The organism is Streptomyces rhizoryzae, assembly GCF_023155275.1.
GTDB lineage: Bacteria > Actinomycetota > Actinomycetes > Streptomycetales > Streptomycetaceae > Streptomyces > Streptomyces rhizoryzae.
Window position 1 is genome coordinate 39,911 of the sequence record NZ_JALMUV010000009.1, and the last position, 16,670, is coordinate 56,580.

14 protein-coding genes, 1 other RNA gene and 1 pseudogene are annotated in these 16,670 nt (G+C 72.1%); 6 read left to right on the forward strand and 10 right to left on the reverse strand.

What is annotated here, in order from left to right; all coding sequences use genetic code 11:
* The first annotated feature begins 1 nt into the window (after position 1).
* Positions 2-1,207: a bifunctional RNase H/acid phosphatase gene (locus MUU72_RS10205; protein WP_248012855.1), complete on the forward strand. Its 1,206-nt coding sequence runs from the start codon at positions 2-4 to the stop codon at positions 1,205-1,207.
* A gap of 225 nt (positions 1,208-1,432) precedes the next feature.
* On the opposite strand, the gene eda is transcribed toward MUU72_RS10205, so the two are convergent.
* Both eda and yaaA read right to left on the reverse strand, forming a co-directional pair.
* The gene (gene eda, locus MUU72_RS10210; RefSeq protein ID WP_248012856.1) at positions 1,433-2,101 is read right to left on the reverse strand and encodes a bifunctional 4-hydroxy-2-oxoglutarate aldolase/2-dehydro-3-deoxy-phosphogluconate aldolase; all 669 of its coding nucleotides are present in this window, start codon (positions 2,099-2,101) and stop codon (positions 1,433-1,435) included.
* Positions 2,102-2,236: 135 nt separating this feature from the next.
* On the reverse strand, positions 2,237-3,034 hold the full coding sequence (gene yaaA, locus MUU72_RS10215; protein WP_248012857.1) for a peroxide stress protein YaaA: 798 nt from the start codon (positions 3,032-3,034) through the stop codon (positions 2,237-2,239).
* Positions 3,035-3,220: 186 nt separating this feature from the next.
* Between yaaA and MUU72_RS10220 the strand changes: the two genes are divergently transcribed.
* A complete protein-coding gene (locus tag MUU72_RS10220) occupies positions 3,221-4,744 on the forward strand; it encodes an RNB domain-containing ribonuclease (protein WP_248012858.1) in 1,524 nt (507 codons plus the stop codon).
* 12 nt (positions 4,745-4,756) lie between these two features.
* Here MUU72_RS10220 and MUU72_RS10225 read toward each other — a convergent pair whose 3' ends face one another.
* Together MUU72_RS10225 and MUU72_RS10230 are read right to left on the reverse strand one after the other, a co-directional pair.
* The gene (locus MUU72_RS10225) at positions 4,757-5,467 is read right to left on the reverse strand and encodes a hypothetical protein (protein ID WP_308403805.1); all 711 of its coding nucleotides are present in this window, start codon (positions 5,465-5,467) and stop codon (positions 4,757-4,759) included.
* Between the two features lie 68 nt (positions 5,468-5,535).
* Positions 5,536-6,342: a MerR family transcriptional regulator gene (locus MUU72_RS10230; RefSeq protein ID WP_248012859.1), complete on the reverse strand. Its 807-nt coding sequence runs from the start codon at positions 6,340-6,342 to the stop codon at positions 5,536-5,538.
* 77 nt (positions 6,343-6,419) lie between these two features.
* On the opposite strand from MUU72_RS10230, the gene rnpB reads away from it, so the two are divergent.
* Positions 6,420-6,818, forward strand: an RNA gene (rnpB, locus tag MUU72_RS10235) — RNase P RNA component class A.
* A 181-nt stretch (positions 6,819-6,999) separates the two neighbouring features.
* Here rnpB and MUU72_RS10240 read toward each other — a convergent pair.
* The 4 genes and pseudogenes from MUU72_RS10240 to MUU72_RS10255 all read right to left on the reverse strand — a co-directional run bounded on the left by MUU72_RS10240 (position 7,000) and on the right by MUU72_RS10255 (position 12,454).
* Positions 7,000-8,229 (reverse strand): annotated as a pseudogene (locus tag MUU72_RS10240) (IS701 family transposase).
* A 117-nt stretch (positions 8,230-8,346) separates the two neighbouring features.
* Entirely contained in the window at positions 8,347-8,901 is a 555-nt protein-coding gene (locus MUU72_RS10245; RefSeq protein ID WP_248012860.1) for an AAA family ATPase, read from the reverse strand.
* Between the two features lie 161 nt (positions 8,902-9,062).
* A complete protein-coding gene (locus MUU72_RS10250; RefSeq protein ID WP_248012861.1) occupies positions 9,063-9,251 on the reverse strand; it encodes a hypothetical protein in 189 nt (62 codons plus the stop codon).
* A gap of 98 nt (positions 9,252-9,349) precedes the next feature.
* Positions 9,350-12,454, reverse strand: coding sequence for a carbohydrate-binding protein (locus MUU72_RS10255; RefSeq protein WP_248012862.1), 3,105 nt, complete (start codon positions 12,452-12,454; stop codon positions 9,350-9,352).
* Positions 12,455-12,559: 105 nt separating this feature from the next.
* Here MUU72_RS10255 and MUU72_RS35865 point away from each other — a divergent pair, with 105 nt between their 5' ends.
* On the forward strand, positions 12,560-12,712 hold the full coding sequence (locus tag MUU72_RS35865) for a hypothetical protein (protein ID WP_236572930.1): 153 nt from the start codon (positions 12,560-12,562) through the stop codon (positions 12,710-12,712).
* A gap of 367 nt (positions 12,713-13,079) precedes the next feature.
* On the opposite strand, the gene MUU72_RS10265 is transcribed toward MUU72_RS35865, so the two are convergent.
* Entirely contained in the window at positions 13,080-13,670 is a 591-nt protein-coding gene (locus tag MUU72_RS10265) for a TetR/AcrR family transcriptional regulator (RefSeq protein ID WP_248012863.1), read from the reverse strand.
* Positions 13,671-13,825: 155 nt separating this feature from the next.
* On the opposite strand from MUU72_RS10265, the gene MUU72_RS10270 reads away from it, so the two are divergent.
* The gene (locus MUU72_RS10270; RefSeq protein ID WP_248012864.1) at positions 13,826-14,671 is read left to right on the forward strand and encodes an SDR family NAD(P)-dependent oxidoreductase; all 846 of its coding nucleotides are present in this window, start codon (positions 13,826-13,828) and stop codon (positions 14,669-14,671) included.
* A 906-nt stretch (positions 14,672-15,577) separates the two neighbouring features.
* On the opposite strand, the gene MUU72_RS10275 is transcribed toward MUU72_RS10270, so the two are convergent.
* On the reverse strand, positions 15,578-15,982 hold the full coding sequence (locus tag MUU72_RS10275; protein ID WP_248012865.1) for a hypothetical protein: 405 nt from the start codon (positions 15,980-15,982) through the stop codon (positions 15,578-15,580).
* Between the two features lie 44 nt (positions 15,983-16,026).
* Between MUU72_RS10275 and MUU72_RS10280 the strand changes: the two genes are divergently transcribed.
* On the forward strand, positions 16,027-16,599 hold the full coding sequence (locus MUU72_RS10280) for a hypothetical protein (RefSeq protein WP_248012866.1): 573 nt from the start codon (positions 16,027-16,029) through the stop codon (positions 16,597-16,599).
* The last annotated feature ends 71 nt before the right edge of the window (positions 16,600-16,670 follow it).

Below are 16,670 nucleotides of genomic sequence, written 5' to 3' on the forward strand. Positions count from 1 at the left end.
CATGGTGCGTGAGCTGATCGTCGAGGCCGACGGCGGCTCCCGGGGCAATCCGGGGCCGGCCGGCTACGGCGCGGTGGTGCTCGACCCGGCCAGCGGCGAGGCGCTGGCCGAGGCCGCCGAGTACATCGGCAAGGCCACCAACAACGTCGCCGAGTACAAGGGCCTGGTGGCCGGGCTGCGCGCCGCGCACGCCCTGGACCCGGACGCCGTCGTCCGGGTCCGGATGGACTCCAAGCTCGTCGTCGAGCAGATGTCCGGCCGCTGGCAGATCAAGCACCCGGACATGAAGCCGCTGGCCGCCGAGGCCCGGGCGGTCTTCCCGGCCGGCCAGGTCACCTACGAGTGGATCCCCCGCTCCCGGAACAAGCACGCCGACCGGCTCGCCAACGAGGCGATGGACGCGGGCAAGAACGGCAAGCAGTGGGAGCCGCGCTCCTCCCGGGCGGCGCTCGCCGCACCGGCCGCCGCGGCCCCCGCGCGCAGCGCCGCGGCCCGGGCCGCCGACGCCGCGGCCGAGGCCGCCGAGGCGCCGGCCCAGGCCGCGCCCGCCGCGCCCCCGGTCGGCTGGGGCGCGCCCGACCTCGGCGTCCCGGCGACGTTCGTCCTGCTCCGGCACGGCGAGACCGCGCTCACCCCGGAGAAGCGGTTCTCCGGCAGCGGCGGCACCGACCCCGCACTCTCCCCGACCGGCCGCCGCCAGGCCGAGGCGACCGCCGCCGCGCTCGCCGCCCGCGGCACCGTCCAGGCCGTGGTCAGCTCCCCGCTGCTGCGCTGCCGGGAGACCGCCGGGGTGATCGCCGACCGGCTCGGCCTCGACGTCCGCGTCGAGGAGGGGCTGCGCGAGACCGACTTCGGCGCCTGGGAGGGCCTGACCTTCGCGGAGGTGCGCGAGCGCTTCCCCGACGACCTGGACGCCTGGCTCCGCTCCGCCAAGGCGGCGCCCACCGGGGGCGGCGAGTCCTTCGCCGCGGTCGCCCGCCGGGTGGCGGTGGCCCGCGACAAGCTGATCGCCCGTTACGCCGGCCGCACCGTCCTCCTGGTCACCCACGTCACGCCGATCAAGACCCTGGTCCGCCTGGCGCTCGGCGCACCGCCGGAGTCGCTGTTCCGGATGGAGCTGGCGGCGGCGTCACTGTCGGCCGTGGCGTACTACGCCGACGGCAACGCCTCCCTCCGGCTCCTGAACGACACCTCGCACCTGCGCTAGGGCGTCCGCCCCGGCGCTCCGCGCAACGCCCCGCCCCGGCACACCGGAAACGGTGTGCCGGGGCGGGGCGGGGCGTTGCGCGTGGGGCGTGGGGCGTGGGGGAGGGGTGTCGGGTGGGGCGGGTCTGCGCCCTCGTGGGAGGCGGTGACCGCCGTGCGCGTCCGCGCCTGTCGTCCGCGTCCAGGCCCCCGCGCCCGGTGACCGTCGTGTGCGTCCCGCCGGGCGTCAGTGGCCCAACGCCGCCGCCCCGCGCGCGAGTCGGCCGATCCGCGCCCAGTCCCTGGCGGCCAGCGCGTCGTCGGGGAGCATCCAGGTGCCGCCGACGCAGCCGACGTTGGGCAGCGCCAGATAGGCGGGGGCCGTGTCCGGGCCGATCCCGCCGGTCGGGCAGAAGCGGGCCTGCGGCAGCGGCCCGGCCATCGACTTCAGGTAGGCGGTACCGCCGGCCGCCTCCGCCGGGAAGAACTTCAGCTCGGTCACGCCCTCGTCCAGCAGCGTCACCACCTCGGAGACCGTGGAGACGCCCGGCAGGAACGGCAGCCCCGCCTCCCGCAGCGCGTCCAGCAGCCGTGGCGACCAGCCGGGGCTCACCAGGAACCGCGCCCCGGCGGCCCGCGCCGCCGCGACCTGCCCGGCGGTCCGCAGGGTCCCGGCGCCGACCAGCGCCTCCGGCACCTCGGCGGCGATGGCCCGGATCGCGTCCAGCGCGGCGGGCGTGCGCAGGGTCACCTCGATCACCGGGAGCCCGCCGGCGACCAGCGCCCGGGCGAGCGGGACCGCGTCGGCGGCGTCCTGGAGGACCACGACCGGGATGACCGGGGCGAGGCCGAGCACCGAGGCGGGGGCGGCCGGGGAGGAGGCACGAGAGGGGGCAGCGTCAGTCACGCCGCCCATACTGAGCCGACGCAGTCAGCCCCCGCAACGGCCGTTGCATATGCTGCAACCGTCCGCTGCTGCCGCTCCTCACCCCCGCCCGCGCACCTGCCCCCGCACCGCGCCTCCGACCGTCCCCACCACTCCGTCACGCCCTCACAACTCCGTGACGATCACATCCAGCGCCCAGGGCTTGCCGCCCTTCGCCGGAGCCTGCGCCTCGACCACGTACCCGAGTCCGCGCAGCGCCTCCACCAGCTCCGCGGGGTCCGCCGGTGCGAGGCCCGCGGTCAGCAGGTCCCGGACCAGCCGCCCCTTGGTCGCCTTGTTGAAGTGGCTGACCACCGACCGCTTCTCCACCCCGTCCACCGTCTTCGACTGGAGCACCCGGACCGTCGCGGTCCGCCCGGCCACCTCGCCCTTCGGCTTCCACGCCGTGGCGTACGCCGCCGACCGCAGATCCAGCACCAGGCCCTCGCCGGCCGCCGCCGGCAGCGCCGTTGCCATCGGCCCCCGCCAGTACGCGCCCAGCGCGCCCAGCCCCGGCAGCTTCACCCCCATCGAGCAGCGGTACGAGGGGATCCGGTCGCCGATCCGCACGGCGCCCCACAGCCCCGAGAAGACCAGCAGCGAACGCTCGGCCCGCTCCCGCGCCGCCGCGTCCAGGGTCGCCAGGCCGAGGGCGTCGTAGAGCACCCCGGTGTAGATCTCCCCGGCCGGGCGGGTGCCCGCGGTGCGCAGGCCCGCGTTCTTGGCCACCTCGCCCTTCAGGCCCGCACCGATGCCCAGCACCTCGCGGGCCTTGTCCGGATCGCCCGCGCACAGCGCGACCAGCTCGGCGAGGACCTCGGCCCGCGCCGCGGTCAGCCCCGGCAGCGACAGCGACTCCAGATCCAGCGGCTTCCCGCTCCCTCCCGCGGCCTTCCCCTCGGACGGCGGCAACAGCACGAGCACGGTGTTTCTCCTTCACGGCGGTACGGCAAGGGGTGCGGCCCCGCCGAAAGCTTAAGAGCCCCACCGGCCTGGGCGGCCCCCGCCCGGCCCTGCCTCCCCCTGCCGGGCTGCCGGCCCGGCCCCGGTCCCCGCCCGGCTCCCCCGTACGCCGCGCCGGGAGCGCGTCCCGGACCTACGCTCGATGCCATGCCCCGTCGCCACATGCGCGTGACCGACGCAGCGGAGGCCCCCCTGCGGGCCGCCCTGCACGATCTGCGCGGGCGGCTGGAGATCCCGGACCACTTCCCGCCCACCGCCCAGGCCGAGGCGGAGAGCGCCGCCCGCGCCCCGCGCATCCCGGCCGGTGACGGCGAGGTGCACACCGAGCACGCCCTGGACGACGCCACCGACCTGCCGCTCTTCACCCTCGCCGCGCCCGGCACCGCCGACCTGGACCGGGCGATGTTCCTCGCCCGCCGCCCCCGCGGCGGCTACCGCGTCCACTACGCCACCGCCGACATCGCCTCGTTCATCACCCCCGGCGGCGCCCTGGACGCCGAGGCGCACCACCGGGTGACCACCTTGTGCTTCCCCGACGAGCGGATCCCGCTCCACCCGCCGGTACTCGGCGAGGGCGCCGCCGCCCTGCTGCCCGACCGCGACCGCCCGGCCGTCCTGTGGCAGCTCGACCTCGACGCGGACGGCGCGCTGACCGCCACCACCGTCCGCCGCGCCCTGGTCCGCTCCCGCGCCCGCCTGGACCACCCGGGCGTCCAGCGGGTCCTGGACGACGGCACCGCCGAGGAGCCGCTCGCCCTGCTCCAGGAGATCGGGCTGCGCCGCGAGGAGCTGGAGACCGCCCGCGGCGCGGTCTCGCTCACCGTCCCCGAGCAGGTGATCACCGAACGCGGCGGCCGCTACACGCTCACCTACCGCACCCCGCTCCCGGCCGCCGCCTGGCACACCCAGCTCTCCCTGCTCACCGGCATGGCCGCGGCCCGGCTCATGCTCGCCGCCGGCACCGGCATCCTGCGGACCCTGCCGCCCCCGGGTTCCCGGCCCCCCTCGGGCACGGCGGACCCGCACCCGCCGGCCGGCTCGGTCGCCCGGCTCCGCCGCACCGCCGAGGCCCTCGGCGTCGACTGGCCCCACCACACCTCGTACGCGGCCCTGATCCGCGGCCTGGACCCGCGCCGGCCCGGGCACGCGGCGTTCCTCCAGGAGTGCACCACCCTGCTCAGCGGCGCCGGCTACACCGTCTTCGACGGCACCGCGCCGCCCGCCTCCGCCGCCGTGCACGCCGCGGTGGCCGCCCCGTACGCGCACGCCACCGCGCCGCTGCGCCGGCTCGTGGACCGCTACACCGCCGAACTCTGCCTGGCCGCGTCGGCCGGCCGCACCCCGCCGGGCTGGGTGCGCGCCGCCCTGCCCGCCCTCCCGCAGGACATGGCGGCCGGCGCCCGGCGCGCCCACGAGGTCGAACGCGCCTGCCTCGACCTCGTCGAAGCGGCCCTGCTGCGGGACCGCGTCGGCGAGACCTTCGAGGCCCTGGTCATCGACCACCACCCCGACGACCCCACCCGCACCACCGTCCACCTCACCGAACCCCCGGTGACGGCCCCCCTCACCACCGCCCCCGAAACCCCGCCCCTTCCCCTCGGCCACCACCTCCACATCCGCCTCACCGCAGCCGACCCGGACCGGGGCCAGGTCCGCTTCGCGATGGTGTGAGCCGCCCGAGCGTCAGGTCGCCGTCCCCGTGGCCGTCACCGTCGTGGTCGCCTCAGCCGCCGTCTCCCGCCCGGCCGCGACCGCTTCCCGCCCGACCGCGACCGCTTCCCGCCCGGCCGCCACGGCCTCCCGTACGGCCCGTACGGCGTCCCGGGCGTCATCCGCGTGGAACCGGACCGTCCGCACCGTCTCGCGGCGGCCGAGCAGGCGCACCGCCACGACCGGCTCGGTCAGTTCCACGGTGACCGTCGTCTGCCCCGCCACCGCCAGCTGGAGCACACCGCCGTTCCCGCCGCCGCCCCGCGTCTCCGGCCCCGACCGCAGGTCGTACCGCACCGAGCCGATCCGCTCCAACGGAATCCGCAGCTCCGCCCCCGCACCGGCGCGCAGCAGCAGCCACTCCGCCGTCAGGACGTGCGGCCGGGTCACCGCGGCCGCCTGGGCCCCCAGCACCATCAGCACCGTGTAGACGTCCACCGCCAGCATCACCGCGTGCGCGACCGGCGCGTTCCGGAGCAGCACGCTCACACCGACCGTCTCCACCACGAAGACGAACGCCAGCCCGTACATCACGGCCGCCTGCGCCCGGGCGTATCCCAGCTCCCGGGCCCCCGCCGGCACACCCACCCGGCGCCGCGCCACCCACCACACCAGGCTCGCCTGCCACCGCCCCTCGTGCGCGGCCAGCCGCCGCACTCGCTCCCCCACCCCGCGCCTGCCCACCGAACCCTCTCCTCCCCGCACCGTGCGCACCCTTCCCCCTCCTCCGCTCACCGCGCCCCCGCCTCCGCTCACCGCGCCCCCTCCGCGATCAACCGCATGGCCAGCCGGAGGGCCGCCGCCTGGGCCGGCGCCAGCTCCATCAGCAGCAGGTCCGCCCAGACCTCCGCCCCCTGGGCGGGGCCCTCCGCGGCCCTGACCCCGGCGGCGATCGCCGCCACGACCTCCTCGGGCACGCACGCCGCCATCGCCCGCGCCACCTCCTCGACCCGCGGATCGTCCACCGCCGCCGACGCCAGCGCGTCCAGCTGCCCGTACGCCGCGTACGCCCGCGCCATCGAACCCGGCTGGGCGAAGGTCTCCCGCAGCGCCGCCGCCATCGCCCCCTGCACCTGGCCGTTCCCGGACGCCTCCAGCAGCGCCAGCATCTCCCGCTCCCGCGCCGCCATCGCCGGCTCCGGGCCCGGCAGCTCCGCCGAGGTCCGCGCCATCTCGGCGAACAGCTCCGCCAGTTGCTCCGACACCGGCCCCTCCTCGGGCAGCCCGCCGGGCTCCCCGGTACGCCGCAGCAGCTCCGCCAGCCGCGCCCGCCGGGCCCGCAGGGCGTCCTCCTGGCGGGCCAGATCCGCGTCCAGCTCGGTCAGCACCTCCCGCAGCTCCCGCCCGGCGTCGTCGGCCAGCACGTCCCGGACCTCCTCCAGCCCGAGCCCCAGCTCCGTCAGCCGCCGCACCCGCGCCAGCGCCACCGCGTCGCGCAGCCCGTACTCCCGGTAGCCGTTGGCCCGCCGCTCCGGTTCCGGGAGCAGCCCCAGGTGGTGGTAGTGCCGAATGGTCCGCGTGCTGACGCCGGCCAGCCCGGCGAGTTCCCCGATCCGCATGCGGCCAGTAGAAACGTTGACGCAACGGCAAGGTCAAGCCGCCCGCGGCGGCCAGGTAACATGGTCGGCACGGCGGACGAGCCGGCCGGGCGGCCGCGTGGGGATCATCGATCCCCCCGAGGAACGTCCGGGCTCCACAGGGCAGGGTGGTGGGTAACGCCCACCCGGGGTGACCCGCGGGACAGTGCCACAGAAAGCAAACCGCCGGGCCGCAAGGCCAGGTAAGGGTGAAACGGTGGTGTAAGAGACCACCAGTGCCCAGGGTGACCTGGGCAGCTAGGTAAACCCCACCCGGAGCAAGGTCAAGAGGGGCCGTCGGCTGATGGCCCTGCGCGGACGACCGAGGGCTGCCCGCCCGAGTCCGCGGGTAGACCGCACGAGGCTGCCGGCAACGGCAGCCCTAGATGGATGGCCGCCTCCCGGCCGACCGCAAGGTCGCCCGGAGACAGAACCCGGCGTACAGGCCGACTCGTCCGCCCCACCTGGGATTTCACCCCGGAAAGATCCTCTGACCTGCATCGGAGGCCCTTTCCGGTCTTGCAGGGGCTTGCTACCTTGGGCGGCCGAAAGTCTCTCGAAAATCCCTCGGACAGAGCTGAAAGTCCCTGAAAAATCCCAGAGGCGAGCCGCCTAGTACTCCGCCGTAGATCGTGATCTTTATGGCTGGTAGGCCGTCTGGCGCTGGTAGTGGCAGGTGCGGGATCGGGCCTGGTGGCGGCGTCGCCAGTCGGACCAGCGGAGCCGGTGTGCGGCTGTGTGGGTGTGTGGGTGGGCTGGGTGACGAGTGTGGTGAACAGGTGCTGGATCTCGTTGCATGTCAGTGGGATCAGGTCGTCGGCGGCGGGTGCGTGAGTGCGTTCGTGAGCGGTGGCCGTGGCGAGGAAGGCGTGGGCGAGCATGGCGAGGGTGACCCAGCGGTGCCAGGAGGTCCAGCGGCGGACCTGGTGCTCGTCGAGTCCGGCGAGGCCCTTTCCGGCCTGGAAGGTCTCTTCGACGGTCCATCTGCGTCCGGCCACCTTCACGAGGGTGGACAGCGGCACCCGGGTTGCCGAGTAGCAGCGGTAGAAGGCGAGTTCGCCGGTGCTGCGGTTGCGGCGGACGAGCAGATGCCAGGGCCCAGTCGTAGTAGCGATGTCCCTTGGCTCCGGCCCCGGCGGAAAGCTTCTGCCAGGCCCGTTTCGGGAGCCTCTTGACCAGGGTGTCGGCGCGGATTTTGCCTGCGCGGGTGGTGATCTGGTGGTCGCAGGCGACGGCAAGGACCTAGCCGAGCTGCCGGTGCTCCAGCGCGGCCCGCAGATGCGGGTTGGTCCCGTAGACCTCGTCGCCGGCCACCCAGGACACGAGGACGCCGGCGTCCAGGGCACGGCCGATCATGCGGGCGGCGAGTGCGGGTTTCATGGCGAAGTGCACGGTCTCGGGTATCCCGGCGGCCTGGCAGCGGGCCGTGTCCTGTGTCCAGGATCGCGGGACATACAGTTCCCGGTCGATCGCCGCGTGGCCGCGGGGAGTGGAGTAGGTGAGGTAGACGGCGACCTGGCTGTTCTCGATGCGTCCGGCGGTGCCGGTGTACTGGCGCTGGACCCCGACCGTGGCGGTGCCCTTCTTGAGATCGCCGGTCTCATCGACGACCAACACCGCCTTGTCGTCCTGCAGATGTTCGATGACGAAGTCGCGGAGGTCGTCGCGGACCGCATCGGCGTCCCACCTGGCCCTGGACAGCAGATGCTGCAAGCCGTCCGGGGTCGCGTTCCCGGCGTGCTCGGCGAGCGTCCAGCAGTTCTTGCGCGGCAGGTCCGACAACAGGCCAAGGACGAACTCTCTTGCCCGGCGCCGCGGTTCCACCCGCGCAAACCGCGGCGCGATGCGGCCCATCAGGGACTCGAACATGTCCTGCCAACGGGCAGGATCTATGCTGTGACCTGCGGCCACCGACTGATCTTCTGTCTTCACACACTGATGATCACCGGTGGCCGTGCCGGTTCCCGGACCAGCCCATTAACACGATCACGATCTGCGGGCGAAGTGAGGCCCGGCCCAACCGGTGGCGGCCACCACCTGCCGCGCGATGTCAACGACGAGCCGCCCGTCCGTCGCCACTCGCATGGTCTCTGCGGGGGCCCGCTGGTCCAGGAGCCGTGCCTTGCGGATACTTCCTTCCAGCTCCTGCTTCAGCTCTGAGCCGAGTTCTCGTCCCACCAGCCGCTCGCGAGCGGTGGCATCGGAGGCGGTGAGCAGGACTCGTATGATCCTCACTCCGGCCCCCATGGCACGCTCAAACATGCCCGTCGCCTCCGGCAGCACACTCATGGTGTTCGTATAGATCAGGCGTCGGTAACCGCGCTGGGCGAAGTTCGCCCACACGGCAGTCAGATTGCTCTCGGTGATCTCCGCGCGGTGAGGGTCTCCCTCTGGTGCCGGATGCACCTGCCCCATGAAGTCACCATCGATGATCGCGTGAGCGACCGCCTCGGAACGCAGCAGCGCCGAAACCTCCCACCCCACTGTCGTCTTGCCGACACCAGCTCTTCCTCCGATGAGCAGTACTTCTGCTTGATCCATGGGAGCAGCGTGCCAGCGGGCGACCACCTCACGCGATCTGATATGGATCCGGCCGCCTGATCCCAGCCCCGCCCACAAGATCACGATCTACGGCTGGAGTACTAACGGCCAGGCGAATACGGTGGCAATGAACAACGCGGCTATGCCTGCCGCGATGACGCTCACGTAACGGCCCCTTGAGCGTCGATCACCCCGCCGATGGCCAGCAAGATGATGGGGAGACCGATGAGTCCGAAGGCCATGGCCCAGCCCATCTTCGCCGTGGTCTTCTTGGCCACTTTCATGCATAAGAGGATCGCGGGCGCCAGGTAGAGGAACCCTGCGAAGACGACGATGTACAGGTAGCCCATGAGGAGTTCTCCCTTGACGTTCGAAGAGGGGAGGAGCCAGTCAGTGCTGGCCCCTCCCCTTCTTTGTTCCATTAAATCACCGGGCGCGACTCCGATTACTATGTGAGGTTGTCCGTGAACTCGTTTGCTGGCTGGTCGCAGTGCAGCACTTTGTCCGGCCGGTTCCCGGGCCCGTCGCCGATGAACGGAACCGGGGCATCCACCCCCCACGGGTTACCGCCGCTGCCACGGTGGTACGCGTCGCAGATGCTGTAGGCGTTGCCGTTCGGCGCGGTGAGCGGGAAGTTGGAGAAGTTCTTCCAGTCCCCGCCGCTGATCCGGTGGTTCGAAGGGCGGCCGAGATTGTCGGCCATGTGGTCGTCGACGTACAGGTAGAGATCGGGCATGTAGGACTGGAAAACGATGCCGTTGGACGGACTCGCGTCTCTGTTCTCTTCCAGGTGCGTCGGCTTCACGGATCCGTCGGCGCAGAAGGCGGCGGCGATGTCCTGCCAGATCGGTGGTGCGTTGCCGATGACGGAACCGCCCATGTTGTTGGTCCAGGACGGCCCGCTGTTCTTGAAGAACATCGAGTACACGTCGCCGGCGAATCGCTTCACGGCGTGGTTCGTCTCCAGGTTTGCGTTGACCTGGTCCACCCACGCCTTGACGTTGTCGTCGATCGACTTGTGGCCGATCATATCGCGATAGCCGTGGACGCCACCGCCGACGGCGCGGAAGTCCACGCACTGCTTGGCATCGTCGAGGCGTGCGGCACGGAAGTGCGGGAAGTACGCCTGCCCTGGTGTGTCGCCGTCCTCGTAGGGATGGGCGGTGTGGACGTTGCCGTACTCCAGCGCGTCCTGCGTGGTGTAGTCGATATCCGGTGCGGCGATGCCGTAGTCCGCCTCGATCGTCTTCATGATCTTCGTGACGAAGTAGGGGAGGTGGGCGTTGCCGACGCGGGAGCGGTAGTTGGATCCCACGCTGCCCTCAACGATCTTCCCGTCCTCGCCGACCACGAACGTCACACTGACATCTGACTTGATCTTGTAGCTGTTTGGGTCCTTGTACGCCTCGGAAGCGGGCTTGGACAGGTCGGGGCGCTGGTTGGACATGCTCATCCACACCGGGATCGACATCGTGGGGGCTGATCCGTCGCCACGCGGTTTCCATCCACCTGCCTTGATGTCTTTTGCCCACTGGTCGGCTGCATCCCACGTCTTCTGTCCTGTGCACTCACCGACCGCCTTCGTGGTTGGGCAGCGCGCCTCGTAGGACAGGCCGTGGGCATCGGCCTCGGGGTTGTTCCACAGTGGGCCTTGGTCTGCGAGGCCCATGCCCCAGTCGTAAAGAGACTTCATCGATCGTACGGGCGAGTCGATTTCCGTCGATATCGGCCAGTTTGAGTTCAGTTCCTGGTTCGGGTCGAAGACCGCGGCGGCGGTGAGAGACCGCTGGACGAACCGGCCCTTGATCGGCTTGAACGCCACGGAGTTCCAGGCAACGTCACGGTCGGCGGTGCCCGTCTTCGTGTAGTTCGATAACGTCACCTTCGGCGTGGATGTGAACTTGTAGGCGCCTAGCGACACCCACTTACCGTTGTTTGCGTCCTGACTGACCAACCGCTCGTACGGGCCACCGGTGGCCCCGCTGATGACGTACTTGGCGTGCCTGGTTTGCGCGCCGGTGTCAGGGATGTACGCGTAGACGGCGGCGAGGTCGTATGTCTTGCCTGCCGTCCACTCACCTTCGATCGTCATCCGGTTGCCGTCTCCGCCGAGGTGGTCCTCGTTACGGGTGTGGGTGTACCAGAAGTGGGCGCCGTGGCCGCCGCCGATCGAATGCAGATCGGCCTTCGCCTCGTACTGCTTGTCCCAGTCAGGATGGAAGGTGAACTGGAACGTGCCGGTCGATGCGGCCCTTCCGCACTTCGACCATGTTTCGGTGTCGTTGGGGATGGAGGCGACGACATCGGAGCCCTCCGGGGCGGTACCGCACACCGGCTCACCATGCTCAAGCCGGTATCCGCGTCCTGGCTCGGAGCGCAAGGTGGCGTACTTGATCTTTTCGCGCCCACATGAATCGTCGCAGTCGGGCTTCCATGTCGCGTTCTCCTGGTTCCACCAGAACTGTCGGTAGCATGCCTCGTCCGGGCAGTCGGCCGGGTTGGCCGGGTCGCAGCCGTTCTTCGTGTTGCAGAAGGTGTCCAGTGGCGGGCTGACATGGATGCGGTCCAATTTGTTGAGCCACCAGGCGGGTTGGAATCCTGCGGTGGAGAACCCGTCCTCGCCCTTCCGGCCCTGACGGCCGTCTGTGTCGTAGGAGAAGCCGGTGTCGATGGACCAGGCGGCCCAACCGATCACCTTCTCCTCATACGGCCAATCCTGCGGGTGCGCCGCGTCCCGAATGTTGTTCTTGTCGAGATCGACGTTCATGAACGGGTGGTCCCAGGCACCCTTCTTGTACATGGGGTTCGCTGGGTTGTTGTACCAACCCAGCCCCCAGTGGCCGCCGTTCTTCGGAGCATCCGACGTAGGGTTGAAGCCGAGGTTGTAGTTCCAGGCAGCGGTGAACCAGTTCTCCACGCGGGCCGAGTCGTCGTTGTTGACCGTGATCTTCTGACCGTCAGTGTGCACCTCGTTCCACTTGTCGGCGAGGATCTTCATGGCGGCGGCGATGTTGGTGGCGTAGTCGACGGCGATGGCCTTCTGAAGGTTCGGATCGAGGCTCGTCTCGTGGTCTTTCTCGTGGCCCTTCAAGCGCATGCCGTCGGTTACCTGACCGACTCCGTAACCGCAGTCGGATTTTGCCCAGTTGATGCGCCAGTACCCGAGGAGAGGGTCCTTGGCGCTGTGGCCGTAGTAGCCATCCACGGCGGCAAGCGGGTTTCCCATCTCGCCGGGGACCGCGCCGGATTCGGCCTGCCATAGGTTGGACTCCTGGGCCAGGATGCCCAGCAGGACGTTGGCGGGGATCCGGCCGCCGCCATTCAGCTTCGGGAGGGGGAACAGGCCCTGCGGGTCGATCGAGCCCAACCCGGTCTGCGCGCGGTAGTCGCCCTGACGGATCCACTTGCCGCGCAACTCCCCGCGCACGGCCATATCCACGGCCCACTCCACCTGGTTCGGTGTCGGCTGCAGCGCCTGAACGCTCATGTCGTTACGGGAGATGGAGCACCAGCGGTCGGTGTCGCGGGGATCGTGGGAGACATCTGCGGTCACACGTGGTATCTCCCGAAGCAGGAGAAGAGCGAGAAGGCCACGCGCGTGTGGGAGCCGAGCCGGGAGCACGGCTTCCACGTCCTGCGTCACACTTATGCTTCGGTGATGCTCGAAGCTGGCGAGTCGATCGTGTCGCTGGCGAAGTGGCTCGGTCACTCCGATCCGGCCTTCACCCTCCGGACCTACACGCACTTCATGCCGGAGGCCGGAGCGCGCGGCCTCGCCGCCATCGAAGCGTGGTTCGCGGATCTTGGCTGAAAGTCCCTGAGAAGTCCCTGGGGGCGCGACGGAGGCCCCGTGAGCGTGCTAACTAGCAGGTCAGAGCTTGATCGACTCGCCAGCGGGACAGAACCCGGCGTACAGGCCGACTCGTCCGCTCCCCTCCCTTTTCCCGCCTCTGACCTGCGGCTTTGCCTCAAGGGGCGGCGCCCTGTGACCCGGGCGGTCCCCCCCCCGTGCCCGCATCCTGCTCGCCGCGCGCCGGCCCGCTCGCCGGCCACTCTTCGCTCCCGTTCGCGCCGGTGCGGTTCCACGGGGGTGAACCTCGCGTCCGGGAGCAGCCGCGGCCGGCCGGTGGCGGCCGGGCGCCCTCGTCCACCGGGCTGGGAACGTGGGGGCCGACGCGTCACGCGCTCGACGCCGGCCCGTCCGCGCCGTAGCGGAGGCCGTCGAGGAGGAGGTCGAGGAGGCGGCCGGCCCGTTCGCGCTGCTCGGGAGCGCTGGTGATCAGCGAGACGCCGGCGAGGCTGAAGCCGACGTCCAGGGGGTGGACGTCCGCGCGCAGGAGGCCGGCGTCGGCGCCGGCGTGGAGCAGGGTGCCGAGCGCGGCGGTGAGCTTGTCCAGGCTCTGGGCGAAGGGGTCGGCGCCGGAGGCGACCGCGGCCCGCAGGGCGTCCGCCATGCCCTGCTTGGCGGCCAGGTAGTCGATGAAGCCGTCCATCCACAGGCGCATCGCCCGGTCCGGCGGGTTCTCGGCCAGCAGCGTCGCGGCGCTGTCGCAGACCCGGGCCAGCTCGTTGCGGTAGGCCGCTTCGACCAGCGCCTCGCGCGTGGGGAAGTGGCGGTAGAGCGTGGCCGAGCCGACCCCCGCGGCTTTGGCGATGGTGTCGATCGGCACGTCGGCGCCCTTCTCGGCGAAGGCGCGTACGGCCGCTTCGAGGATGCGCTCCCGGTTGCGGCGGGCATCGGCCCGCAGCGGGCCCGGCTGGCTGGACAAGGCTGCTCCCTTCGTCGGGGAGGCCAGTCTAACTGGACAACCGGGGAGTTCTCCGGTTAGCGTTCCGAGGTAACCGGGGAACTCCCCGGTTACGGTCGGCGCGCCTTCCCACCGGCGCGCGACGCCACTTCCCTTCGACAGGCAAGGAGAGCCTGATGACCTCCCCGAAGACGGTTCTGATCACCGGCACGTCCTCCGGTATCGGCCTGGCCGCCGCCGTCGGCGCCGCCCGGGCCGGCTGGACCACCATCGCCACCATGCGCAACACCGCCAAGGCCGAGGCGCTGCTCACGGCCGCAGCCGAGGCGGGTGTGGCCGACCGCGTCCAGGTCAAGCGCCTGGACGTCGTCGCCCACGAGACCATCGCCGCCTGCCTGGACGAGGTCGTCGCCGAGCACGGCCGCCTCGACGCGCTGGTCAACAACGCCGGCGCCGCCCAGGTCGGCACCATCGAACAGAGCACCCTCGACGACGTCCGCGCCGCCATGGAGGTCAACTTCTTCGGCGTGGTCGCCACCACCCGCACCGCGCTGCCGCACCTGCGCGCCTCCCAGGGGCGCGTGATCACCGTCACCAGCGTCGGCGGCATCGTCGGCCAGCCCTTCAACGAGGCGTACTGCGCTGCCAAGTTCGCCGTCGAGGGCTTCATGGAGTCCCTCGCTCCCGTCGCCGCCACCGTCGGCGTCGACGTCACCGTGGTCGAGCCGGGCGCGGTGGCCAGCGAGTTCGTCGCCAACCTCGGCCACGACGCCGGTGCGCTGCTCGGCGCGGCAGGGCCCTACGCCCCGGCCCTGAAGGCGTACCTCGACCGCACCCGGCGGTCCTTCGGCAACGCCCAGACCCCGGCCGAGGCCGCCGCACCGATCATCGACGCGCTGACCGCCGACCGCCCGCCCTTCCGTCTCCAGACCTCCGCGTGGGCCCGCGACTTCGTCGCCACCACCCTCGCCGACCTCGACGGCTCGGCCGTCCAGAACCTCACCGGCACCTGGGTTCGCTGAACCACCCCCGGACCACGCCCGACCCCGCCCGCACCGTGCGTATCCCTGGCACCACGGCGGAAGCGGCCGCCAGGGGCGGCCGGAACTGCCGCCCGTCACCCTCGACGGCGTCACCGAAACGTCCGCCTTCGGCGACGCCATCACCGCCGCGGCCCGGCGCGCGAAGCGGATCCGGTAACGGCGTCCGCCAACGACCGGATGACCCACCCGGCAACGAGCGCCGCAGGGCGGAGCGCATGAACCCCGCAAGGCCGACGAACGCGCCGCCGGACACCCTTGCGGGCTTCTGAGCGGCCGGGACAGGTCGGCGCCGTGCCTGGTGGGCCGGACGGGCGCACACGCGCCGCCTCCACGGCCCGCTCCTCGTTGACCGGGCATGCGCCTTCGCAGAACGGTCACCGCACTCGTCATCGCCCTCGCAGCACGTGGAGTCGGAGTGGTTGCCGCCGTTCCAGCAGCGTCCCCCTCGCGCGTCCTGGAGGAGTCGATCCCCCATGCGGCCCCTGCGTCCCTTCACGAGGTGGTGGAGGGCGGCGGTCACCTCCGGCAACCTGCGGAGGCCCGCATGTCCGCAGGTCAGAACCGCTCGGGTGAACGTGGCCCAGGGAGGGCCGGGGGCTCGTCGCGCGCGGGCCGGCCTTGGGAATTGTTGCCGTGTGGCCCCTCGTCGGCGGGACCTTGGGCTCGCCGGGTGGGGCCGTTCAGTGCTGGCGGAGCGCCTCGGGTTTTTCTAGGTTCGGAGGCGTGGGCGGACGGGCTTCCCCGCTATGCCGCCGCCCACGGGCGGCGGCCCTCCTTCACCCGAGCCGCCGCGCAGTCCGGCAGTGGCGCCCCTGACCCCCACTGCCGGCCCCGGCGGCCTCCCTTGGGTACGGAGGGAGGCCGCCGGGCACGGTCCCTCTCCCCTCAGGCCCGCTGTTCGGCGGCGCGCCGCCGGGCGGCCTTGGCCCGTTCGTAGGCGCGGTGCGCATCGGCGGCGTCGATCAGCTCGGCGGTGTCCGCGCCGCGTACCCGCTGGGCCGCGGCGATCTCCCGGCGGAACCGCCGCCGGAAGTCGGGGTCGTCGGCCAGCTTATCGGGGGCCTTGCACCCGCCGGACGGCTGGACGGCTGGACGGCTGGACGGCGAGCAGTTGGGGGGCTGGGCGGGGGCGGTGGGGGCTGTTTCGCGGTGTGGTCGCCGTTCGAACGGGGGGCGTCCGGGGTCGGTACGTCGCTGCTTCCGTCCGGCGTCGTGGCCGCCACGGCCGCCCCCGTGCCCCTTCGCACGTCCGGCCGGTGGGGGCCGGGCGTGTCCCGTTGCGCAGCTCATCGTTCTCATCACACAAGCACATCGCCATTCATCGAGGAGCCTTGATGCGACGAGTTCTGACGGCAGTGGGCATGGCGGCGGCCGCGATGGCCCTGGGGCCGGCGGCCGGGGCCCACGCCGCCGACGGACCGAAGACCCCCGCCCCGGCCGGGCTGACCGACGTGGACCCGGGCAGCAGCCTGGGGAGCGCGGTGGAGGGGGTCGCGCAGCAGGCGACCCGGACCGCGGGCGGTGTCGAGGGCAAGGCCGCCGGAGAGGTGGTGCCCGCGGCGGCCAGGGGGCTCGGCGGGGCCGCGGAGAAGGTGACGCCGCCGGCGGCCGGGGCGGCGGGCGCGGCGGCCGGTTCGGCCGGGGAACTGGTCGGCGGGACCGCGGCGGCGGCGAACGGGGGCGGGGCGCTGCTCGGTGGCCTGCCCGCGGGTACGCCGCCGGTCAAGGGGCGGGCCGGTGAGCTGCCCGTCAAGGGCCTGACCACGGCCCTGCCCGCCAACGGGCTGTCGACGGAGGCGCTGCCCGCGAAGGGCCTGGCCACGGGTGCCGCGGCCGGGAAGGGTGCCGGCCTGCTGCCCGCGAAGGGCCTGCCGACGGGGCAGTTGCCGGTCAAGGGCCTGCTCTGACGCCCGCCGCGTCGGCCGGCGCCCGCTGACGAGGGTCGGCCGGCGTCCCGTCGCGTGCGGGCGCCGCGGCC